Origin of the sequence: Moorena sp. SIO4E2 (genome assembly GCF_010671945.1) — a bacterium.
Lineage (GTDB): Bacteria > Cyanobacteriota > Cyanobacteriia > Cyanobacteriales > Coleofasciculaceae > Moorena > Moorena producens.
Map to the genome: position 1 here is coordinate 1 of NZ_JAAHIE010000009.1, position 21,417 is coordinate 21,417.

At 41.4% G+C, this 21,417-nt stretch carries 21 protein-coding genes and 1 tRNA gene; 15 read left to right on the forward strand and 7 right to left on the reverse strand.

The features are described from left to right. Positions 1-373: 373 nt before the first annotated feature. The 3 genes from F6K37_RS02100 (at position 374) to rffA (ending at position 4,326) form a co-directional block, all read left to right on the forward strand. A complete protein-coding gene (locus F6K37_RS02100) occupies positions 374-1,000 on the forward strand; it encodes a hypothetical protein (protein WP_287247849.1) in 627 nt (208 codons plus the stop codon). Between the two features lie 861 nt (positions 1,001-1,861). Next, positions 1,862-3,037 carry a glycosyltransferase gene (locus tag F6K37_RS02105; protein ID WP_287247851.1) on the forward strand — a complete coding sequence of 392 codons (1,176 nt, stop codon included), beginning with the start codon at positions 1,862-1,864 and terminating at the stop codon, positions 3,035-3,037. Between the two features lie 146 nt (positions 3,038-3,183). Beyond that, positions 3,184-4,326 (forward strand): dTDP-4-amino-4,6-dideoxygalactose transaminase, encoded by a 1,143-nt coding sequence (rffA, locus tag F6K37_RS02110; RefSeq protein ID WP_287247853.1) that lies wholly within the window; start codon positions 3,184-3,186, stop codon positions 4,324-4,326. A gap of 135 nt (positions 4,327-4,461) precedes the next feature. On the opposite strand, the gene F6K37_RS02115 is transcribed toward rffA, so the two are convergent. Then, positions 4,462-4,650, reverse strand: coding sequence for a hypothetical protein (locus F6K37_RS02115; RefSeq protein WP_131827115.1), 189 nt, complete (start codon positions 4,648-4,650; stop codon positions 4,462-4,464). Between the two features lie 150 nt (positions 4,651-4,800). Here F6K37_RS02115 and F6K37_RS02120 point away from each other — a divergent pair, with 150 nt between their 5' ends. Beyond that, entirely contained in the window at positions 4,801-5,817 is a 1,017-nt protein-coding gene (locus tag F6K37_RS02120) for a lipid II:glycine glycyltransferase FemX (RefSeq protein ID WP_287247855.1), read from the forward strand. 200 nt (positions 5,818-6,017) lie between these two features. After that, positions 6,018-7,160 (forward strand): glycosyltransferase family 4 protein, encoded by a 1,143-nt coding sequence (locus tag F6K37_RS02125; RefSeq protein WP_229414650.1) that lies wholly within the window; start codon positions 6,018-6,020, stop codon positions 7,158-7,160. A gap of 155 nt (positions 7,161-7,315) precedes the next feature. Here F6K37_RS02125 and F6K37_RS02130 read toward each other — a convergent pair whose 3' ends face one another. After that, positions 7,316-8,983, reverse strand: a complete 1,668-nt coding sequence (locus F6K37_RS02130) for an alkaline phosphatase family protein (RefSeq protein ID WP_044494346.1) — start codon at positions 8,981-8,983, stop codon at positions 7,316-7,318. A gap of 442 nt (positions 8,984-9,425) precedes the next feature. Between F6K37_RS02130 and F6K37_RS02135 the strand changes: the two genes are divergently transcribed. From F6K37_RS02135 to F6K37_RS02145, 3 genes are all read left to right on the forward strand, one after another. Continuing rightward, positions 9,426-11,153, forward strand: coding sequence for a cellulose-binding protein (locus F6K37_RS02135; protein ID WP_131827116.1), 1,728 nt, complete (start codon positions 9,426-9,428; stop codon positions 11,151-11,153). Between the two features lie 173 nt (positions 11,154-11,326). Further along, positions 11,327-12,370 (forward strand): glycosyltransferase family 2 protein, encoded by a 1,044-nt coding sequence (locus F6K37_RS02140; protein WP_287247860.1) that lies wholly within the window; start codon positions 11,327-11,329, stop codon positions 12,368-12,370. A gap of 434 nt (positions 12,371-12,804) precedes the next feature. Then, on the forward strand, positions 12,805-14,028 hold the full coding sequence (locus F6K37_RS02145) for a glycosyltransferase family 2 protein (RefSeq protein WP_287247862.1): 1,224 nt from the start codon (positions 12,805-12,807) through the stop codon (positions 14,026-14,028). 84 nt (positions 14,029-14,112) lie between these two features. Here the strand turns inward: F6K37_RS02145 and F6K37_RS02150 are convergent, their stop codons facing one another. Further along, positions 14,113-14,337, reverse strand: coding sequence for a hypothetical protein (locus tag F6K37_RS02150; RefSeq protein WP_154659878.1), 225 nt, complete (start codon positions 14,335-14,337; stop codon positions 14,113-14,115). Between the two features lie 319 nt (positions 14,338-14,656). After that, on the reverse strand, positions 14,657-14,800 hold the full coding sequence (locus F6K37_RS02155; protein WP_081431819.1) for an HNH endonuclease: 144 nt from the start codon (positions 14,798-14,800) through the stop codon (positions 14,657-14,659). Positions 14,801-15,090: 290 nt separating this feature from the next. Between F6K37_RS02155 and F6K37_RS02160 the strand changes: the two genes are divergently transcribed. From F6K37_RS02160 to F6K37_RS45310, 3 genes are all read left to right on the forward strand, one after another. Beyond that, positions 15,091-15,249, forward strand: coding sequence for a hypothetical protein (locus F6K37_RS02160; RefSeq protein ID WP_154659987.1), 159 nt, complete (start codon positions 15,091-15,093; stop codon positions 15,247-15,249). A gap of 67 nt (positions 15,250-15,316) precedes the next feature. Next, positions 15,317-15,514, forward strand: a complete 198-nt coding sequence (locus F6K37_RS02165; protein ID WP_008191272.1) for a hypothetical protein — start codon at positions 15,317-15,319, stop codon at positions 15,512-15,514. 994 nt (positions 15,515-16,508) lie between these two features. Further along, positions 16,509-16,592 carry a hypothetical protein gene (locus F6K37_RS45310; RefSeq protein WP_438941764.1) on the forward strand — a complete coding sequence of 28 codons (84 nt, stop codon included), beginning with the start codon at positions 16,509-16,511 and terminating at the stop codon, positions 16,590-16,592. Positions 16,593-16,682: 90 nt separating this feature from the next. On the opposite strand, the gene F6K37_RS02170 is transcribed toward F6K37_RS45310, so the two are convergent. After that, on the reverse strand, positions 16,683-16,823 hold the full coding sequence (locus F6K37_RS02170) for a hypothetical protein (protein ID WP_287247869.1): 141 nt from the start codon (positions 16,821-16,823) through the stop codon (positions 16,683-16,685). Between the two features lie 224 nt (positions 16,824-17,047). Further along, positions 17,048-17,119: transfer RNA gene (locus F6K37_RS02175), tRNA-Gly, on the reverse strand. A gap of 404 nt (positions 17,120-17,523) precedes the next feature. Between F6K37_RS02175 and F6K37_RS02180 the strand changes: the two genes are divergently transcribed. The 3 genes from F6K37_RS02180 (at position 17,524) to F6K37_RS02190 (ending at position 20,396) form a co-directional block, all read left to right on the forward strand. After that, entirely contained in the window at positions 17,524-18,399 is an 876-nt protein-coding gene (locus F6K37_RS02180) for an Npun_R2479 family HD domain-containing metalloprotein (RefSeq protein ID WP_008191277.1), read from the forward strand. A gap of 155 nt (positions 18,400-18,554) precedes the next feature. Next, a complete protein-coding gene (locus F6K37_RS02185; RefSeq protein WP_008191278.1) occupies positions 18,555-19,625 on the forward strand; it encodes an ABC transporter permease in 1,071 nt (356 codons plus the stop codon). Between the two features lie 423 nt (positions 19,626-20,048). After that, positions 20,049-20,396, forward strand: a complete 348-nt coding sequence (locus tag F6K37_RS02190) for a GDSL-type esterase/lipase family protein (RefSeq protein WP_287247873.1) — start codon at positions 20,049-20,051, stop codon at positions 20,394-20,396. Here F6K37_RS02190 and F6K37_RS02195 read toward each other — a convergent pair. Continuing rightward, positions 20,391-20,594: a hypothetical protein gene (locus tag F6K37_RS02195; protein WP_287247875.1), complete on the reverse strand. Its 204-nt coding sequence runs from the start codon at positions 20,592-20,594 to the stop codon at positions 20,391-20,393. The genes F6K37_RS02190 and F6K37_RS02195 overlap by 6 nt on opposite strands. A 340-nt stretch (positions 20,595-20,934) precedes the next feature. Between F6K37_RS02195 and F6K37_RS02200 the strand changes: the two genes are divergently transcribed. Further along, the gene (locus F6K37_RS02200; RefSeq protein ID WP_287247876.1) at positions 20,935-21,312 is read left to right on the forward strand and encodes a GNAT family N-acetyltransferase; all 378 of its coding nucleotides are present in this window, start codon (positions 20,935-20,937) and stop codon (positions 21,310-21,312) included. Positions 21,313-21,417: the final 105 nt, after the last annotated feature.

The window sequence follows — 21,417 nt, forward strand, 5'->3', positions numbered from 1 at the left end:
TGGCTGGAAAGCTCTCTGGGCAGCAACTTTAGCTACATACATGACTGGCTGTATTGCTGGTGTGTTTGATTTCGGCAACCCAGCAATTTTGGGAAAATAGTCTCAAGTCAGCAAATGTGAAGTCTAAGAGGATATCTGAAAAGTTTTTTTATACTGAATTTTGCCCCCCTAGCCCCCCAACTTTGGGGGGAACAAGAGTCAATTTGCTTCTAAAAGTCCCCCAAAATTGGGGGATTTAGGGGGCTTGGATGTAACAAATGAAACTTCTCAGACAACCTCTAAATTCTAAATTCTAAATTCTAAATTCTAAATTCTAAATTCTGAAATGGTAAAAATTGTAATTGATATTTCATAATTCCTCCTGCATAATTCCATGAAACGTAACCAACTTTTGCTGATTGGTCTAACTCTGCTAACTACCCTATTACTGATAATTGGGGGACGCACCCCTTGGTCTAAACCTGAACAATTGACTATACCAATACAATCATTACCAGCTCAAGCTCAATTGTCTGCCCTAGCAGCGTTTCCCACTACTGCTGATACCTCAGCCCATACTTTAAGACTTAATCAAGAACCTTATAAAGATCTCACAAAGCGCTTTCAGGTGGGTATACTGGAAGGGTATAAGGTTAGTACCATGGGTGGTTTCCCATTAATTGAAGCACCCGATGGTAACTTAGCCTACACGGTGCTTGTAGAACAAAGAGCGACAGATCGTCCATTAAGCAACCCTTCCCTAGCACAGATTGCTATTGAACAGTTTAGGCGGGGTGAAGGATTTCAAACTGGTAATTTTCAGCCAGTACCAGGAGGGGTGTCTCTTCCTTGGAGAGGTAGCTTAACCCTAGGTGGTCAGACTCAGCCAGTCAGTGGAGTGATCTTAGCGCGTCAGCTGGGTAAAAATGTGGTGGTGATGCTAATTTGCGCCACAGAATCAGCTCAGGGAGACGTTAAAGATGCGAACGCACTTTTGGCTAATACTCTCAAACCTCTTTAAAGTCAATGACATGCTCCTTACCCTTAAGGGAAGTTGGTAATTGTCTATCGTCTATGGTGCATTAATTTTTATCCACCAAAGCTGCCTTTACTTACCAAATCTAGGCAGTTTTCTGTGCTGCTCACTTCTAGTAACATCGGATTAATTACCTCCTTGGAGGGTGGTTATTACTTGACTATTTAGTAGTTAGTAAAAAAAATAAACTAACCACTAATTAATAACCACCCTTAACAAAATTTTCTCTATAGACCAGGGCACTCAGTTTGACTTTATTGGTTTTTAAAAATAGGCTCAATAATCCGGATTTATTTGATTGAGCTTGTATTGATAATTAAGCTTTCACGCATGTAAATTATGAATCGGTGCTGATTGGGAGATTGGGAGATTGGAAGATTGGGAGATTGGGAGATGGATTGAAGCCTTTTGCACAACTGGATCGATCTTAAAATTTATAGCAACCGAATTATAGTTTAGGACAGAGTATTTTGGTTTAAAGGGAGCAGGGAGCATAAATATGTCTTAAGCTTTACTTCGACTGCTATAAATGCCTATTAGCTTACACCTGATGCTCTATAGCTTTTTTTTATCTATTTTTTAAATTAAATGGATAGGAAAAATTAGCGTTACCTAGTCTTGATATTATTTACTTAATCTTTAAGGATTTCGATAATAAATCAATGGTAGTGTATGCTAATTTTTAAAAAATCACACATTTATACTAAAAATCACTATCATGACAATTAATCAAATGGAATAGTCTATATTAAGGGTATAGTTTTATTTATTAAAAAAAATAACGGTAATTTATAAAAAAATTAATGTTTTTTAGGAAAATTGAGTTAGAATAACGTAATTAATTTCATGCGTTTATTGATTATTCAGTATGCTGGAGATTACCGTGAAGCCTTTGAACGCTTAGCTAACGGTGGACCTGAGACATACTATGCTCAGAAATATTCTGTAGATGCGGTAGCTGAAATTGGCAAACAAATTGGGGAAGTTGCAACTCTCTGTTGTATGACCGAAAAACCCTACAATCAGCTACTGGAAAAAGGAGTTCGTGCCATTGGTGCAGGGTTTAATGGAGAGATTAAGGTTAAAAATTTAATCAAATTGATTGAAGATTACCATCCCACTCATTTAGTTGTTCGCACACCAATTCGGGAAGTTTTTCGTTGGGCAATTCAGAATAATGTTCCAACCCTAGCCCTATTTGCTGAATCTATTCCAACCAGAAAGGTGCGTAACAAGTTTCGTAATTATTTACTAAGCCAATTATTAAATAATGATCGAATCCAATGGATTGGTAGTTATGGGATTGATTCCTCCCGAGTACTCCAGGACATAGGAGTCCAATCTGACAAGATAATTCCTTGGACTTTTATTGTTACTGAAACCCCAGAATCCTTGTCACCAAAAACTCTCCCAGCACAGGCCAAGTCTTGGCAACTGTTTTACATTGGGTCAATGATTGAAGCTAAAGGGGTTGGGGATATATTAGAATCTATCGCTAAATTAAAAGCTAATAAGTTTCCAATAAAATTGAAGATAGCTGGTAACGATAAAACAGGTTTCTTTGTCAATAAAGCTAAGCAGCTACAAATCGAAGACTGTGTAGAGTTTCTGGGAATAGTACCAAATAATACCGTAGTTCCTCTGATGAGAGAATCTGATCTTGTATTAGTTCCTAGTCGCCACGAATTTCCAGAGGGTTTCCCACTAGCAATTACTCATGCCCTTTGCGCTCGAACTCCAATCATTGCTTCAGATCACCCAATGTTTATTAATAAACTAAAAGATGGCATCAGTGCGAAAATTTTTCCTGCTGGCAACTCTGTTGCTTTAGCAGAATCTATTCAAAAGCTGCTTTCCGATTCAGATCTTTACCATAATCTGTCTATAGCCTCTTACGAAACCTGGAAGAGTTTGCAGCTTCCAGTAAAATTTGCTGACCTAATTCAGCGATGGCTACATGACTCACCAGAAAATGAACAGTGGTTAATTGAGCATCGGTTAAGTTCAGGGCGCTACAACTAAAGATATCCCTAATAAAAATTTACTAATTATTAGGATTACTAGCAATAACCAGCCAGAGCAAGAAGTCAGAATCTATAGGATTTCAGGTGCATTGTAAAAATTAATCGGATTAATACCAAGTAGAAACTAATAATTGCTAACTAAAAATGGAAGTTACTTTGTCAACTATACCTTTTAATCGCCCTGTTACTGCCGGAACGGAATTTGAGTATATCCAGCAGACCATCAAGAACATGGATCTTTCCGGTGATGGTGCTATTACCAAACAATGTCATGCTCTACTCGAAGAAATATTGTCAGTTCCAAAGGTTCTGCTAACCACTTCCTGCACCCATGCTTTGGAAATGGCGGCACTACTATTAAACATCAAACCAGGGGATGAAGTTATTGTTCCCTCCTTCACCTTTGTTTCTACCATTAATGCCTTCATCTTACGAGGTGCTCAACCTGTCTTTATCGACATCCGCCCGGATACCCTCAATTTAAATGAAGAGAAATTAGAATCACTGATTACCCCTCGCACCAAAGCCATTGTCCCTGTACATTACGCCGGTGTAGCATGCGAGATGGATGCTATTTTGGAGATTGCTGGGCGCTACGGTATACCAGTTGTTGAGGACAATGCTCATGGACTATTTGCTAAGTATAAAGGCAAGTATCTAGGTACATTTGGTTGTCTAGCTACCCAGAGTTTTCACGAGACTAAGAACTTTACCTGTGGAGAAGGTGGCGCACTGTTGATCAACGACCCGCAGTATATCGAACGTGCTGAGATTATCCGGGAGAAAGGAACTAATCGCACTCGCTTCTATCGCGGTCAAATTGATAAGTACACCTGGGTAGACATTGGTTCGAGTTATCTCCCCTCAGGCATACTCGCAGCTTTCTTGTATGCTCAGCTAGAAAGTCGCCAACAGATTCAGAGCAAACGACAGCAAATTTGGGAGTACTACTACGAAAATCTCAAGGATTGGGCACCGGAGTACGGTATCCGCTTGCCAATTGTGCCAGAGTACTGTGACCAGGCATACCATATGTTCTACGTACTCTTACCGTCCCTAGAGAAGCGCCAAGCCTTGATTGCTCACTTAAAAGCTCAAGGCATCTACAGCGTTTTTCACTATCTGCCATTGCACTTGTCTGATATGGGACGAGAGTTTGGGGGCAAAGAAGGAGACTGCTTGGTGACTGAGGATGTAAGCGATCGCTTACTTCGTCTGCCCTTTTACAACGATATGACTGAGGCTGACCAAGCAAGGGTTGTGGCATCAATTAAGAAATTTTTCTGAACTTTACCAGAACTTTAAGACATACAGGACTTACGCAAAATTGGGTAACAAACACTAGAAATAGTAGGGTGAGACCCTACAAGTAGAGTTACTGCGTAAGTCGTGAAATAAATAGATAGGTGAAAATCAGCCCAGCTATCTAAATCGATAAATCCAATACTCAAGCGTTCGCGTAGCGTGACCTTTCGGGCAAAGCCCGACGCTGCGCGAACGGTCAATCGCATTTTTCCCTTCTTGATGCAATAGCGAGTGGGGGAAACCACGGCAATAGCGAGTGGGGGAGACCCCCAAGACCGCGCTGCCTCCCCTGTTCCGAAGCTGCATCGCTTTGTTGATGTTTCCAGGTAAGCGATTGACCGTAGGTCACGCTACGCGAACGCTTACTTTGTATTCTCTTTGGTCAAGATTAATCAAGCAATTCACTAGGGCATTTCTAATACTTAGGGTCACAAAAATTAATTATAGGAGTAGTCAATGAGCCTATCAATTACCAAAACCTATCTCGCTAATTCTGAAGAATGGGACAAAATTTGGCAACAATGCAATTATTCAACTTATTTTCATTCAAGAGAATGGGCTGAAATCTGGAATACCTATACTCAAGGAGAATTTCGTCCAAACCCTCTAATTATCCTATTCTCAGATCAAAAAAGAGCTTTGATTCCCCTTTCCTATAAACTTGGAAATCAGAAATTTATCAAGAAATACTCATCCTCACCAGACGGAACCTTTGGAGGATGGATTTCCGCAGACGAACTTACCATTGACCATGCCATTTTACTAGTTAAATTTCTCGATAAAAATTTTTGGGGTAAATTAAGTTGGCGAGTAAATCCTTACAATGAACTAGCTAGTAAAGCTGTAGCCCTAAGTTGTGTCAGTGAACAAGAGGAGGATACCACTCACGCCATTAACTTAGACGTGGGTTTTGAAACAATTTCCAAAACTTGGAAAAAGGGCGGTAGTTCTATGGCTCGAAAAGTCCGAAAAGCTATCAAGGAAGGAGTTTCAGTAACTACAGCATCTACCCTAGACCAATGGTGGGAATATTATCAAGTTTATCAAGATTCATTACGACGATGGGGAGATAATAGTCTTGGTAGCTATAATTGGGAACTTTTTAAAACAATTTTTCAACTTAAGTCACCTAACGTTAAGCTTTGGCTAGCCCACTATCAAGACCAAATTATCAGCGGAGCACTATGCTTCTACGCCAAGAAACATGTGGTGTATTGGCATGGCTCATCCTTAGAAAAATACTTGAATCTAAGACCAGTTAACTTAGTTATGTATGAAATTGTTAAAGATTCTTGTGAACAAGGATATTCTTGGTTTGATTTTAATCCTAGTGGTGGATTGCCAGGAGTTATAGCATTTAAGAAAAGTTTTGGAGCCGAGCCTCTTGACTGTTATATGATCTATGTTGATAATAAGTTGAGGCGTATGGTGAAACCCCTGAAACCTTTAAAGAAAATCCTAATGCCGTGTTAACCTAGAGCTAACTAAGCAATTTTGCTTAGTTTTTTTAAAAAATCCCTAAAAATGATTACATTAAAAAGTAAACTACTGGGGAGCAATAAATTATCAATCAATTTAATAATACTGCTGGTTTAACATCAAATACTTTACTAATAGGGAGCTATAATTGAAGCGGTACATTTTGATGGCAAGATTCAACCTTCGTAAAACCGATGATGCAGCCCTTGAGAGTTGGTTTTTTCTCTTCTCAGAATTATTTAGATAAAAATACTTTTTCTGGCACCCTTTATTATATGCATAGGTCTCTGGCATCAAGAGACCTTCAGTTGATTAATCTCGGCAATCCCAAAAAAGTATCCTATTGGCATAAGCTAGTCAAGCCTATCCAATTAATCCATTCATTTTTAGGTTTCAAGTCTTCTGATCACAATGAACAGCTCAATCGATTCATACTGACAGTTCAAAGACAGTTCAAAGAAACCCCATGTGATTTACTATTTTGCCCCGTTGCATCAGGAGAATTAAGTTTAATTGACACTAGTATTCCTATTATTTTTTTATCCGATGCCACTCCGAAGCTAATCAACAATGAATACTATAAAATTTACCGAAATATAGAAGAATTTGAACTAGGAGAAAAACAGGAATTTACTGTATTATCAAAATCTCATAAACTAGTTTATTCTTCAGACTGGGCTGCCAAATCTGCCATTAGCGACTATCAGGCAGATCCAGAGAAAGTTGAAGTAATTCCCTTTGGAGCAAATTTAGATGATATCCCCTCAGTATATCAACTATTTTCCAAGTGTAATGCTTCCCGTTGCCGTTTATTGTTTATTGGTAAAGATTGGCAGAGAAAAGGTGGAAATATTGCCTTTGAAACTCTGATATCTCTGCTCAACATGGGAATTGACGCTGAGCTAGTTATGCTTGGTTGTGTGCCACCGGATGACATTAAGCATGAGCGGCTCAACGTCATTCCTTTTTTGAATAAAAATAATCCTAAGCAACGAGAGGAACTTAATCAATTATTTTTGCAATCCCATTTTTTGATGTTTCCCACCCGTGCTGATTGTTCACCAATTGTGATTTGTGAGGCTAATGCATTTGGTCTCCCTGTAATCACAACTGATGTCGGAGGAATTCCGACAATTATTAAAAATGGCAAAAATGGTTATATGTTACCGTTATCTGCCTCAAGTGATCAGTATGCTAGTGTGATAGCAAATAACTTTGGTGATCGGGCAGTCTATGAACAGTTAGTAAAGTCTTCTAGAGAAGAATACGATCAGTCTCTAAATTGGGATAAATGGGCAGAACGTATACATCGTGTGATGATAAGCATGTTCAATTGATTCCTGTCGGATTTGTGAGATTTGGAATAAAATGAAGAGGGGAAAGAGGAGTAAAAATATCCTCATCCCCTCTTTACCTTATCCCTCATTTCTAATTTACAAAGACTTAACTATGAGGGCAATGTTTCTGACCACACTCTAAGCCGGTAAGCATATTAACCGTTGACAAGCTCTTTTGCTAGCAATGGTAGTGGCTTACCTTCAAAGTATTCAGGAATTGGTGCACCCATCAATTCCAAAATTGTGGGGGGAAGATCAAGAGCATGACCGCCTCCGAAATCAACACCGGACGCAATATCTGGACCTGCGGCGATGATAAATCCCTCAGGGCGATGGCTGCCAGCACGATAATGGGGTACAGGACCAATACGTCCAACATCAGGACTTTCCACCACATCTGTGGCATACTCATCTTGCCAGACAAGTACCAAGTCGGCATCAGACAGCTTACAATTTCGCTCAGTGGGCGACTTCCGTGTCCTGATGATCTCCTTGACCATGGGTACACCTTTTCGGGCATCTTTAAGAGCGTAAAGCTTTTGGATCAGTTCATCACAGAAAGCATCATACTCCGATTCCGGTACCAATCCTTGGGGTTCTCGTCCCTGAAGATTGATACGGATATACCCTTCTGAAAAGCTTGGTAGGGCAAACGCTTTCATCTTGTGCCAGACCGGTGCATACCAAGCGGCTGGTTGGAAAGGTACTACATCGGTTTCCTTCGCTAGCCTGAATGGGGAGATCAGATCGGGTTCTTGAGAAGAATCTAACCATGGCTCGATTAGTTTGAAAAGCTTGGTGGGAGTTTCTCGTCTCAAAAACCTTTTAATGGGATTAGGATCATACTTGGTACCCCACAGATGTCGCTCCCAATAGTTCCATTTCATTTTGGTAATTATCGGTTCAGGGGGTGTTCCCAACTCAGTACCATTAGCCAGGGCAAATTTCCCAGGGAAACTAAGGCGATATAAAAACTCAGGCAGGAAGGTGGTGCTGGGGGCATCCATGGTGTTAGGACCCATGCCATGAGCGGAGAAAATGACGACATGAGCATCCTTTGGTGCTTTGGCTAAAATCTTGCCGATTGCCCGATCAATGGCTTGAAAGCCTTCGAGCATGGGATCACCTGAAACACGGGAACTAAAATGCTCATAGAGAGGATGTTCCGGTTGACTCAACTGCCAGAAATTGTGACCCAGTGCATGGGCTTCGCCAAACACTGTTAAAAACAAGTCCCAAGACTCTCGTTCCAAGAGATCTTGACAAATAGTAGCGCGACGGGAGATCCCTGTCTCCAGAAGTTTCCGAAGTCGAAGTGTTCCCTTTAAATCAACACACACAGCATAGTCCTTATGGAGTCCTGGATGTTCTCCATGTTTGTCAACCAGTTCTTGGAACAGTGAAGCCGGTAAAGAGCCACTAGCTACTTGAGGAGAATGGGCTCCCCAAGCTAAAACCTGGGGACCATTTACCTCCTCACAGAGCCGAGTTTGAGGCATGTCAAAGACTGCCACTCGATAATCTTCACCCAGGGCATAAAATGGAGGATACTCACTATAGTCATAGGCGGCCTTGGTGTAGCACTCATAGCTACCTTCTCGGAATCCCAAGGGAGACCAGTACCCAGTTGTGTGAGGCGAGCAGCCAGTCAAAAATGTTGTCCAAGGCGTTTCTGCACTAAACGCTTCAAAATTTTTCAGGCGTCCATAGGTTCCCTGGTCGCGCAAACGACGCATAGTCTGGAGATGTCCCTGAGACATCCATTTCTCAAGGACAGAGGGCTGAGCTGCATCTAGTCCAATGACAATAACAGGCTTGTTCATTTCTCTAAAAGTAAATGTTAATACTGGAGATGCAACCTGCAACTTAACCAGGGGCATTTGTGAATCTTGGCAAGTCTTAGAGTGACATTAAACTCGATTTGGTCTATGTTATACAACAGCTAAGTTTACCGTTATACCCCTGCTTTGATCTTTACCTATGGATTTCTAAAAATCCTTCTCGTTATTATAACTTTATAACAAGATTAACTTAAATTAATATATAGCGTAAGCTTTTGATAAAAATCTCTAGAGCAAAAATCCGGATAGCTGTTTTTTATTAAGTATATATTAGTGGTGATAATTACCAGCCATGTAAGCAGTAAGCTAATGGGCGTGCGTCACAGGCTATAAGCCTGTGCCACGAACGCTACTTGAGTGAAGTCAGCTTACCAATAACTTCCAATTATCAAGTCAGTTTTGCTAGCCCTGATAGTTAAAATTAGTGTACAGTATAGTTTTTAATAAATTCCAAATTATTACATTATTTTTTTTGAGTTTTTGTCTAACTTTATTCATTGCGCTTCATCCAACATATCCTGAACAATTTTATCAAAAACTTAATATTATTTTAAGTAAATCAACGGTTCAAAACTCTCCGTTTACAACTCCTAAATTAGGAACTAACCTGAATGGAATTGCTGATTGGTCAACTGAACTTCCTTTCTTAGATGCCTTCAAATCGTCGAGACCATGGATTACTCAATGTGTCTCTGGAGAAACAGGCTGTAGTGGTTCGTGGGATACTGAGGAATACGATAAACTGGATTTAGACGAACAGGGCTGGGTTAAGTCTTTACCTGCTCCAGAAGCTCCTCCTGAATATACTCGTGTGGCTACACTACTTTTTACAGGGATGAAAAATTATCCAGCTGGAAAGTATGTGGTTTTATACGATGGAGAAGGCACTATAGAATATAAGTTTGATGCCACCAAAGATGAGGTAGCGTCAAGGCCAGGAAGAGATGTAATTAATGTAACGCCATCCGGGGCTAGTATCTATTTAATAATTACCGCTACGGATCCTAATAACACGGGTAATTATATTCGCAACATTCGTGTTGTTCAAGCTAAGTATGAAGATACTTACGAGTCTGAACTTTTTAATCCGGAATTCATCAATAAAATTAAAAAATTTAAAGCCATCCGTTTTATGGACTGGATGGAAACCAATCATTCTAAGCAAAGGGAATGGGCAAATATACCAAAAGTAGATGATGCCTCCTACGCTTACGGTAAAGGTGTACCTGTAGAAATCATGGTTAAACTGGCCAATCGAATTGGTGCTGATCCATGGTTTAATATGCCCCATCAAGCTACAGATGACTATATCACTAATTTTGCCCAAATAGTTAAAGATACCTTAGATCCAAATCTAAGGGTTTATGTGGAACTGTCTAATGAAGTGTGGAATTGGCAATTCCAACAAGCTAACTATGCGTTAGCTCAAGGTCAAGCTAGGTGGGGCAAGGATAAAGGAGATGCATACATGCAATGGTATGGAATGCGTACTGCTCAAATGTCTGATATTTGGAAAAATGTATTTGGTAGTGACAGCAATCAAGTGGTGTCTGTTATGGCTACCCATACCGTATGGCTTGGTTTGGAAAATGCTGCTTTGGATTGTCCTCTGTGGGTAGCAGAGGGTAATGCCCCTTGTTATCAACATAGTATTGATGCTTTTGCGATCGCGGGATATTTTAATGGCAGCTTAAACGCGGAAGAAAACGAAAGCACCATAGAATCTTGGTTGAATGAACCCGATGGGGGAGTGTCAAAAGCGTTTAAGCAGATCAAATCCGGGGGGTTACTTCCCAAAGAAGAAGACTATGAGAGTTTAAGTGATATTGATCAAATTTTTAACTATCATCACAAAGTAGCAGATAAGAGAAAACTACAGTTAGTGGTTTACGAAGGTGGTCAACATCTTGTCAAGTCCGATAATCAAAAACTAACTGAGTTTTTCATTGAGCTTAATAGACATCCAAAAATGTATAAAATTTATACACAACTCCTGAATGAATGGAAGAATCAGGGCGGTGGCTTATTTATGCACTTTTCTGATATCAAGAAGCCCAGTAAATGGGGGAGCTGGGGGGCTTTAGAACATGTATACCAAAAGAGTTCACCCAAGTATGATGCCTTAATAGACTTTATCGATCAAAATTCCTGATCCTGTAAACTTCCCTAGAAAGCTATACAAGGGTGAATCTGTTACAGTTTAATCTGGCTAAAATTTTTCACCAACAACGATAGCGTTAGGGAAACAGCGTTTCAGTGCTACCTCTGCGTTTCAATTCCTTGCCTAGTGCAAGAAAAGAGCTAAATTTTCAAGGCAGTTAAACGATGAACACTCTCTCAGCTGTAGAATACAAAGCCCAAGGTTTGAAGCAAATTGGATTAGTTGTGATTGGACGCAATGAAGGTGAACGCCTACGCCAGTGTTTACTGTCTGTGATTAAAAACGTGGCTCGTGTGGTTTATGTCGATTCTGGCTCCACAGATGACAGTGTGGAAATCGCTCATTCTTTAGGGGTAGAGGTGATTGGACTCGACCTATCTAAACCCTTTACTGCAGCTCGTGCTAGAAATGCGGGATATATCTATCTCAAACATTTAGAGCCAAATCTTAAGTTTGTCCAATTCGTGGATGGGGATTGTGAGGTAGTAGGGGGATGGCTCAACTATGCTCAAAAGGAACTGGAAGCCAACCCTAATGTCGCTGTAGTCTGTGGTCGCCGACGAGAGCGCTTCCCTGAAACATCTATATATAACCGATTGTGTGACATGGAGTGGGATACACCAGTGGGTGAAGCTTCCGCTTGTGGTGGTGATGCAATGATGCGCACAGAAGCTTTTGAACAAGTCGGAGGGTTTAATCCTACTCTAATTGCTGGTGAAGAACCGGAATTGTGCTTGCGGCTGCGCCAGAAGGGTTGGAAGATTTTTCGCCTAGATGCTGAAATGACTTTGCATGATGCCCAAATGACACGTTTTAGTCAGTGCTGGAAGCGGTTCTTGAGAGCAGGTCATGCTTACGCTGAGGGAGCCTGGTTACACGGTCACACTCCAGAACGCCATTGGGTCAAAGAAAGCCGGAGCATTTGGTTCTGGGGATTACTCTTACCTATATTAGTATTTGCGATCGCATGGCTCACCCATGGCTTGAGCTTATTGCTGTTGTTGGGTTATCCTCTGATGACTTACCGGATCTATCGTCATAAGTCCCAGACAGGTTTGAGCTCAACAGATGCTTTACTTTATAGTCTGTCTTGCATGATCGGCAAGTTTCCTCAGGTCCAAGGTCAGATTCAATTTCACCTAAATCGATTGCTCGGACAGCGTAGTAACTTGGTTGAGTACAAAACTGTACTTAATACTAACAGTTAGATAGCGTTTGTATTTGATTTGTAAACAAAGGATTGATAGCAAAAGGTAATAGTAAACAGGTAATAGTAAACAGGTAATAGGTAACATTCAACATTATCAAATAAATCTTATTTTATTGTTTTTTATTTAAATTTTCTTAGATAATATCTGGATATGTATCATTTATCTCTAGGTTTGTTTTAGACTTTAACGATTATTTATTGGCTCTATATAATATATATATATTTTTTTGTTAATACTTATCAAAAAAGATAAATAAAGTTTTTTTTGTTGACTAAAACCTCTGATCTGTTCCCTAATCACTATTCCCTAATCACTATTCCCTAATCACTATTCCCTAATCACTATTCCCTGTTCCCTGTTCCCTAATCACTATTCCCTGTTCCCTGTTCCCTAAAAAAATAACTTATTTTAAGCTTTAAGGATGTTGAATTGTGTTAGCTAATCAGCCATTCATCTCATTGATTGATATTCCATTCTTGGTAATAGCATTTGCCCTTATCGTTCCAATTACAGTTCTTTTTATTGAATGTAGTGCAGCAATTTTGCCTAATGGCTCTGAGCCATGGTCGGATGCTAGCAAACCCCGACCAACGGTGGCTGTTTTAGTTCCAGCTCACAATGAAGCCTCTGATATCAGTGCCACCCTGGAAACATTACTACCTCAGCTTACGGAGCAAGACCGACTAATAGTCATTGCTGATAATTGCACTGATGACACTGCAGCAGTGGCTCGGAAATCTGGCGCTATTGTAATTGAACGACAAGATCATGAGCGCAGAGGTAAGGGATATGCCTTAGACTTCGGTATGGGGTTTATTGAGCCTAATCCACCGGATGTCGTGGTGGTGGTTGATGCAGACTGTATTGTTGCTCAAGGAACGATTTCACGGATTTCCCGCCTTGCGATCGCTACACAACGACCGCTTCAGTCAACTTACTTAATGACACAACCAGACAACCCGGTACTAAAGGATTTGATCTCTACCCTGGCGGTTAAATTCAAAAATACAGTCCGTCCGAGTGGGTTACATCGACTGGGCTTGCCTTGTTTGTTAACAGGTTCAGGAATGGCTTTCCCCTGGTCAGTGATTCGCAAAATCTCTTTGGCTGGCAGTAAAACAGTTGATGATATGCAGTTGGCTTTGGATTTAGCGATCATCGGACATTCCCCAATATATTGCCAGGAAGCAGGAGTCACAGGTCGTCTGATGAAACAGGGTTCAGCAAAGAGTCAAAGGTCACGCTGGGAGCATGGTCATATCGAGACTTTGCTAAACCAAGTTCCTGAGTTGCTCAAAGAGTCTATTCGTCAAAGACGAATAGACCTATTAGCGATCGCATTAGACTTATGTGTGCCACCATTGTCCCTATTGGTTCTAATTTGGGTGGCTGCTACAGGGGGAGCTTTACTCGGGGGAGCATTGGGAGCATCATGGATAAGTACTATTGTGTTACTCATAGAAGGGGTGCTGCTGTTAATTGCGATTGTTGAAGGTTGGGCTAAGTTTTGCCGAGCAGACTTTCCGCTCCTGATGCTCTTAGCTGTCCCGATTTACATTCTGTGGAAAATTCCCCTCTATCTGGCTTTTCTGGTGGAACCTCAGACCAAGTGGATTCGCACAGAACGGGATGCAGTCGATACCCCATCATCCTAATCAACTGGGGTGCATCTCATATTTGTAAAAAAGAAGGGAAGTGTGGGGAGGGTGGGAAGTGTGGGGCTGACAAGGGTAGGTTTTTTACTTTGGAGATAGGTAATAGGTAATAGGTAATAGGGAATGGGGAATGGGGAATGGGGAATGGGGAATGGGGAATGGGGAATGGGGAATGGGGAATGGGGAATGGGGAATGGGGAATGGGGAATGGGGAATGGCTAATCGGAACCCACCCCTAACCCCGACCAGGAGGGGAAGAGCGGGAGATGGGTCGGTAATCGGTGGAAATTCTGGGAGATTTTCCGACATATTGCAGAGGTGCGACCCGTGGCGAATTTAATTCGCCAACGGAAAGCGCACCATTACGGTCTTGGGGGTTTCCCCCACTCGCTATTGCATCAAGAAGCGCAAGAGTTTGACTTCTGACAAATGACTTCTGCTATACCTTAGGGAAAGCGGGGATGAAATGGTTTTCTAGTGACATACTCCCGACGCTGACAAGCACGGTACAGCGCGGGCTTCATTAAACTAAGCCAGTGAGTCACCTCTGACTCGTCTTCAAAAACGTACGTGATACTTTCGCATCATACGGCTCATCATTACAGTACAATCCTTGACATTGGCTCCTCTAGAACGGATTTTCATCTAACTCTTTTGAGTTGGTTTTGCTTCCGTGTTTGGCATCATGGCAATGTAGGTGTAATAATTCGAGATTTTTGTCTGAATTATTTCCATCCAGTGCGCGTGGTATTATATGGTGCTTTTCCAACAAATCTCCATCTCTGTTCGCGAAGCGTCGGCTACGCCGAAGGTAAGACCACTGCGGAGTGCATTTCCGGAAACGAAACCTAAGATAGGGTCGCCTTACTACAAAAGCGCCGTTACCTTTTACCCATAACCTACCAACGTTTGAAGTTACCCTATCTTAGGGTAACTTCAAACCCTTCTTGCCGTTTCAAAAGCCTTCCCGGAGACGAAACCTTAGAGAGGGTCGCCTTATTAAGCCCACCTACTTACGTCGTGTTTTATTGTATATTAATTACGAAGAGTATTCGATGTGCCTTGCGCGCATTCTTGAATGTACAACCAGCTTCTGGAGAAACCATTGGCTTAGACGGCAAAGTCCTTAAAGGTTCAGATCAGATTGAAAACGATAATCCCAATTCCGACTCCCAAGGAGACGAAACCTTAGAGAGGGTCGCCTTATTTCATATAACTTAAAACTATTACCCATAACCTGTTCCTATAAAGGCGACCCTCTCTTACGGTAACTTCAAACCCAGCAATTATGTTGGTCAGTTCTTACATTGTTGAGCGGGGCTTGATTTTAGAACCCTTTGAAGTTGATGCCAAAACCAACGAAATTAAAGCTTTACCAGAGTTGCTCAAGAAACTGGCTCTAAAAGGAGTTGTCAATGCCAATGATGCTATTAATACCCAAAAAAAACTTGTGAATTTATCGTCAACAGTGGCAAGGATTATATAGCTGCTTTAAAAGGTAACCAACCAAGTCTATTTCAAGATGTTAAAACAAATTTTAGACCGGAATGGCTCTTCCGGCAATATGGTGTAAAATGTAGCTAGTAATACTAAATGCTGTTAACCGACGGATGGACTTTCATCTAGATATAGCAGTCGCCAGGGTAATTAGGACATGACAAAAGTCTCAAACTACAGTATGGCAAGAGTTTAACTTCTGACTTCTGACTTCTGACTTCTGACTTCTGCTATACTTTGTTAAATTTACCGAATGTAACCGTGTTCACTTCTTATAAAAAAGAATAATTTATAATATTGAATTTGGATTTATTAAATGAAGTAATTAACTGTCCTAAGTGTCAAATTTATACGAATGACATTAATCAAAATCGACCAATTTTAGTGCGAGATTTATCCATATAGCGCTTTTTAGCCTCATCAGGTACACATATTTTTTTCCCTCTTCCCTCTTCCCTCTTCCCTGCTCCCTGCTTCCTGCTCCCTAAAACCTTAGGTGCGCTTTCCGTTGGCGAATTAAATTCGCCACGGGTCGCACCTCAAAAACTTGTACCTTACTAGATTAAAAACCGCTATATGTGGGCAAGGAGTATACTTACAAGTGCCTCGTCGTCAATTTTATTGTTGTCACTGTCAAAACTACTCAACTGAACCTTTAAGCTTTATATAAATGGGTCGTAATTATACAAAAATGGATGAATAATATATCTATAATAAAGTTCAAGAATTAACAGTGGCACAAGTAAGCAAAAATGAACAATTAAGTCAAGAAAAAGTCGAAAAAATTTTTAAAATAATCCATAAGCAAAAAAAAATACTGGGTAACTCCACAACGGTTAAATATAGATGAATTTAGTCGAGCAAAAGTAAAAATAAAATTTGTTACCGTTGTTTGTGATATTGATAACAGTTATTTATTATAAGTAATTGACTCTCATAAGAGTGAAGAAATTATAGAAGTACTCAAGGAGCAACCTATTGCAATCAGGGGAAAAATCAAAGAAGTCAGTGTAGATATGTGGGGTGGATTTCAGAAAGTTGTCAAGGAAGTTTTTCCGTTCGCGTAGCGTGCGCGTAGCGCAAATGCTAATCTGGGAATAGATAGATTTCATGTCATAAAATTAGTTAACAAATCTCTGAACAAAATTCGCCTAGAGTTAGAGGGAATGGGGAATGGGGAATGGGGAATGGGGAATGGGGAATGGGGAATGGGGAATGGGGAATGGGGAATGGGGAATGGGTAATGGGTGATGGGTAATGGGTAATGGGTAATAGGTAATAGGTAATAGGGGGAGCATGTCACTAATGCCTAATATTTGTACATTATCTATAGCCCCCTCATGGGTAAAAGCCAAGCTGATCTGGTAAATAGTTCATCTGTTCTGCAACTAAGACCGGCTCAATAACATGATTTTTGTTGTTTTGTCAAGTAGTTCATTTGTTAGGCTTATTTGACCTGCTCCCCATCAAGACAGCGTGCCCGTAGCGCATTAGCTGACCGCTGAATGCTTACAAATCAACAAGCGGGTGATCGGACTCGAACCGACGACGTTCAGCTTGGGAAGCTGACATTCTACCACTGAATTACACCCGCAAACCTTTAACTATTATTTAACTATTATTGGTATTATAGCAGTTCTTAATTGGGTCAGGTACTTCACCCGATTGAGCATTGCTAGATCAAGTGCGCAAGAATACCCATCATAAAGAAGATTGATAGGGAGATGGGGCAGATTTTTATTAAGGTTAATTACCCGGACAGGATCTGATCGGGGCCTTCAGCTTGGCTTTTTGGTAAGCTGTAGACAAAGATTAGCCTTCCCCATTGCTGCTAGTATAGCGCCCAAGGATCACTTAGTAATGCTTTGAGGTGTTAACCCTAAGCGAGCTATACAAAAGGTTAAACTACCAAAAATTTAAATCTACCAAACTAGTAAAACTAAGCCAGTGTCATGGGAATACTGGACTTTGTCTTAGCATTTAAGTCAATCAAAAATCATGTTTAACACCACTGAAATTCTAATTAACGCCTTTGTTATAAGACTCCGGGAAGGCTACCGCCGAACTTACGGGGGACTCAACCCTGACAACGAAGATATAATTGCTTGGGCTGGCAGCATGGCAATGGAAAATATTGCCAACAGTGATGCCCTCTATCACAATGTGGAACACTCCATCCTAGTTACCCTCGTCGGACAAGAGATTTTGCGAGGCAAACATATCCGTGAAGGTGGTGTAACTCCTGATGATTGGTTACACTTTATCATTTCTTTGGCATGTCATGATATTGGCTATGTTAAAGGAGTATGTCGCCAAGACCGAGAAAATGAACGACTCTACGCTACTGGTCAACATGGGGAGATGGTTCATTTACCCCAAGGCTCTACCGATGCTGCTCTGACGCCTTATCATGTCGATCGGGCAAAATTATTTATTGATGAGCGCTTTGGTGGTCACAACCTGATTGATGCCGAGTTTATCAAGCGCAACATTGAACTGACTCGTTTCCCTGTGCCGAAGCAAGGGGATCATCAAGATACAGGTAACTATCCTGGATTAATTCGCGCCTCTGACTTGATTGGTCAACTGAGTGACCCACGCTATCTCAAAAAAACTAGTGCTTTGTTCTATGAGTTTGAAGAAACTGGATTTAACAAAACCATTGGGTACCTCCATCCTGGAGATCTGCGGCAAGGCTACTCTAAGTTTTACTGGAATGGGGTATACCCTTATATTCAGGATGCCTTGCGTTACCTATCCTTAACTCAGGAAGGTCAACAAATTACGGCTAATCTCTTCTCCAATGTCTTTGTGGTCGAACACTCACACAATCACAATGGACTGGGGAAAATGACACAAAAGGTTAATGTATAATCAGAAATTATGAACGGTGTTGAGTGAAGGGTGTTGAGTGAAGGGTGATTGGATCAGATTTCGATACCATCTTTGTATGGGTGAAACATAGCTAATGCAAGATACGCCCATACAAAGTAAACACGAGGTGCTTTTCGCGCTTTCGGAATAATCCTATGAACTGGTGGCAAAAACTTACCAAGAACCCTCTCGCCCGTTTTGGGGCATTGCTATTATTGACTTTTTATCTAATTGTCATTGCAGCAGATGTTGTTGCTCCCTATGATCCTTATGTGTCTCAGCCAGATGGTTCCCTGCTACCACCTACCAAGATCTACTGGCGTAACCAGCAAACCAAAGAGTTTATTGGTCCCCATGTATATCCCACAACCCAAGGACCAACGGATTTAGAGACAGGCGATCGCAAACTGATTGTAGACTGGCAAAAGCCGTCGCCAGTGGGTCTATTTGTTCCAGGTCGGGAGTATAAGTTGTTTGGAGCGATTCCCTTCAACCGTCACCTGTTTGGTACGGTGGGTGAGGGTAAGATTAATCTATTAGGTACCGATGAGCAAGCTCGTGATCAGTTTAGTCGCTTGGTGTATGGGGGTCGGATTAGTCTTAGTATTGGTCTAGTCGGAATTGCGATCTCCTTTCCCCTTGGTCTAATCATTGGGGGAATTTCCGGCTATTTCGGCGGCTGGGTAGATGGGATCATCATGCGTCTGGTAGAAGTTTTGATGACTATTCCTGGTATTTACCTACTCGTCGCCTTAGCGGCTGTGCTACCACCTGGTCTAACTAGTGCGCAACGGTTTTTATTAATTGTTCTGATTACCTCGTTTATTAGCTGGTCTGGCTTAGCACGAGTGATCCGAGGACAGGTGTTATCGATTAAGGAGCGGGAATTTGTCCAAGCTGCCAAAACTATGGGGGCGAATCCCTTCTATATCATTGTACGCCACGTTCTGCCCCAGACAGCTTCCTATGTGATTATATCAGCAACCTTGGCAGTTCCTGGTTTCATTGTGGCCGAGTCGGTGCTGAGTTTGATTGGATTGGGAATTCAGCAACCGGATCCGTCCTGGGGAAATTTGTTGTCTTTGGCAACCAATGCCTCAATCATCGTGCTACAGCCTTGGTTGATTTGGCCGCCAGCACTGCTGATTATTCTGACGGTGTTGGCGTTTAATTTACTTGGGGATGGTTTGCGGGATGCTCTCGATCCCAGAAGTTTACAGCGCTAGCTATTGAAATACTCAAGGGGGAAGGATCGGTCGAGTCTGGAAAAAGCCTTTTTTTCTCGGTTCAATCATCAACCTTGCTCCCCTTGAACTATAGCCCTCACCACAATAGTCCGAAGGATTCAGTTTTAACAAAACATCTCAGGGAACAATAATATTAGAAATGGAATGTTTTGTGGCTGTGTTTACCCATTATCAAATACTTACTGGCTCAGACAATAATATATAAAATACAAACCCAATCCAGAGCAAAGAAGAAGAGCACGGCAATTATAGCGTTGATCACAGTTATGAGGTACAGTATTCTTTGAAGCTGATTCCCTGTTAGGTGCGCTTTCCGCATCTAATGATTAAATTCGCTCAAGGTGCGCGCCTCCTAGGCCGGGGAACCCGGCCTAGGGTCGCACCTTCGGGTCGCACCTGAAGATGCAGCGCATCCCTATTACCTATTACCTATTACCTATTACCTATTACCTATTACCTATTACCTATTACCTATTACCTATTACCTATTACCTATTACCTATTACCTATTACATTTCTAATCAGCGCATTCGTAATCTTAATCAACAAATTGCTCAGATTGCTCAACAAGAAGGAGCTGCCTATCTGAATGTTCACAAGTTGTTTACTGATAGTAAAGGTCAGATGCAGCACAACTTGACAACCGATGGCATACATTTAACGCCTCTTGGCTATCAGGTTTGGCAAGAGGCGCTACAGTATACAGAATCGTTGATTGCTGCAAATAGAGCTAAAGCTTTATCACTATAAACGGGATTGTCGCGAGGCCAGTTTTTCACAATTAGCTTGGGTTTGCTGCAATAGTTGCTCTCGACTATCTGCTGCTTTAGTGAGGTTAGGAACTAATTTGCGGGCGTGGAGTGCCATGTGAAACTGAAGCTCGGCGACATAATCGCTAATGCCTTCAGAAGTATGATCATTGTGGGGTTGAGTAGAATGCAAATCCAAAGTGTCCTCCTTGTCTAACGTCACCATTAGGTAGTTCGAGAGCGGGAAAGCTGCGTGTCCAATTCAGCTCATAAGAACCGCGACTCGATTTATGTTACAGAACATATCATGGTATGCCAAGGGCATATCTGATTTTGTAATGAAGTTTAAAATATTTGTTAAGTTTTATATAGTTTAGGTAATTTATACAAGATTGAGTTAAATTTTCTGGTAATAGGCAGAGTCTAAAATTAATAGAGCTGGTTGACTGATAAAACTAATCAACAGCGTAGTGCTAGGTTTGTATTTTGAATTGCGATCGCGTAAAGTTGCGAACGGAACACTTACAAGGTTTTTCAACATGGACAAAGTATTTGAACAAACCTCTTCGGTGATCCTGCGTGGGGGACGGCTCGAGGACGCACTCCCCTGTGGCACCATTTTGTATGAAGCGTTCCGTGCCATTGCGGAACAGCATGGCTTGGTACCCGACTTTCCTTCTGCGGAGTTTGGGGCGGATATGTTGACCGAAATTTTAGGAAACCCGGCGGTTTATTCGGTGGTGGCCGAGGCTGAGGATGGCCGGGTCATTGGCAGCAACTTTTTGTGGGAAGGGGATACTATCGCCGGGATCGGTCCGACTACCGTAGACCCCGCTGCACAAAATCGGTCGGTTGGTCGCCGCCTGATGGAACATGTTTTACCAAAAAATTTGGGTAATCGCGCCCCGTCCTTATAGGACGGCTTTTTTTTAAATTAAGACTTGACGGTTTTCTCGCATCGTGTTAAGATAAAGACAAATAATGTTATAGATAAACATAGTCTTAAAATAAGTAGATGATGA

Bases quoted from the DNA above. Each gene is read 5' to 3' on its own strand.
- F6K37_RS02125 (WP_229414650.1), top strand. From the start codon at position 6,018: ATGATGCAGCCCTTGAGAGTTGGTTTTTTCTCTTCTCAGAATTATTTA.
- F6K37_RS02100 (WP_287247849.1), top strand. From the start codon at position 374: ATGAAACGTAACCAACTTTTGCTGATTGGTCTAACTCTGCTAACTACC.
- F6K37_RS02150 (WP_154659878.1), bottom strand. From the start codon at position 14,337: ATGTCGGAAAATCTCCCAGAATTTCCACCGATTACCGACCCATCTCCC.
- F6K37_RS02170 (WP_287247869.1), bottom strand. From the start codon at position 16,823: ATGCTCCCCCTATTACCTATTACCTATTACCCATTACCCATTACCCAT.
- F6K37_RS02190 (WP_287247873.1), top strand. From the start codon at position 20,049: ATGCAGCGCATCCCTATTACCTATTACCTATTACCTATTACCTATTAC.
- rffA (WP_287247853.1), top strand. From the start codon at position 3,184: ATGGAAGTTACTTTGTCAACTATACCTTTTAATCGCCCTGTTACTGCC.
- F6K37_RS02180 (WP_008191277.1), top strand. From the start codon at position 17,524: ATGTTTAACACCACTGAAATTCTAATTAACGCCTTTGTTATAAGACTC.
- F6K37_RS02105 (WP_287247851.1), top strand. From the start codon at position 1,862: ATGCGTTTATTGATTATTCAGTATGCTGGAGATTACCGTGAAGCCTTT.
- F6K37_RS02130 (WP_044494346.1), bottom strand. From the start codon at position 8,983: ATGAACAAGCCTGTTATTGTCATTGGACTAGATGCAGCTCAGCCCTCT.
- F6K37_RS02120 (WP_287247855.1), top strand. From the start codon at position 4,801: ATGAGCCTATCAATTACCAAAACCTATCTCGCTAATTCTGAAGAATGG.
- F6K37_RS02165 (WP_008191272.1), top strand. From the start codon at position 15,317: ATGTTGGTCAGTTCTTACATTGTTGAGCGGGGCTTGATTTTAGAACCC.
- F6K37_RS02115 (WP_131827115.1), bottom strand. From the start codon at position 4,650: ATGCAGCTTCGGAACAGGGGAGGCAGCGCGGTCTTGGGGGTCTCCCCC.
- F6K37_RS02185 (WP_008191278.1), top strand. From the start codon at position 18,555: ATGAACTGGTGGCAAAAACTTACCAAGAACCCTCTCGCCCGTTTTGGG.
- F6K37_RS02140 (WP_287247860.1), top strand. From the start codon at position 11,327: ATGAACACTCTCTCAGCTGTAGAATACAAAGCCCAAGGTTTGAAGCAA.
- F6K37_RS02200 (WP_287247876.1), top strand. From the start codon at position 20,935: ATGGACAAAGTATTTGAACAAACCTCTTCGGTGATCCTGCGTGGGGGA.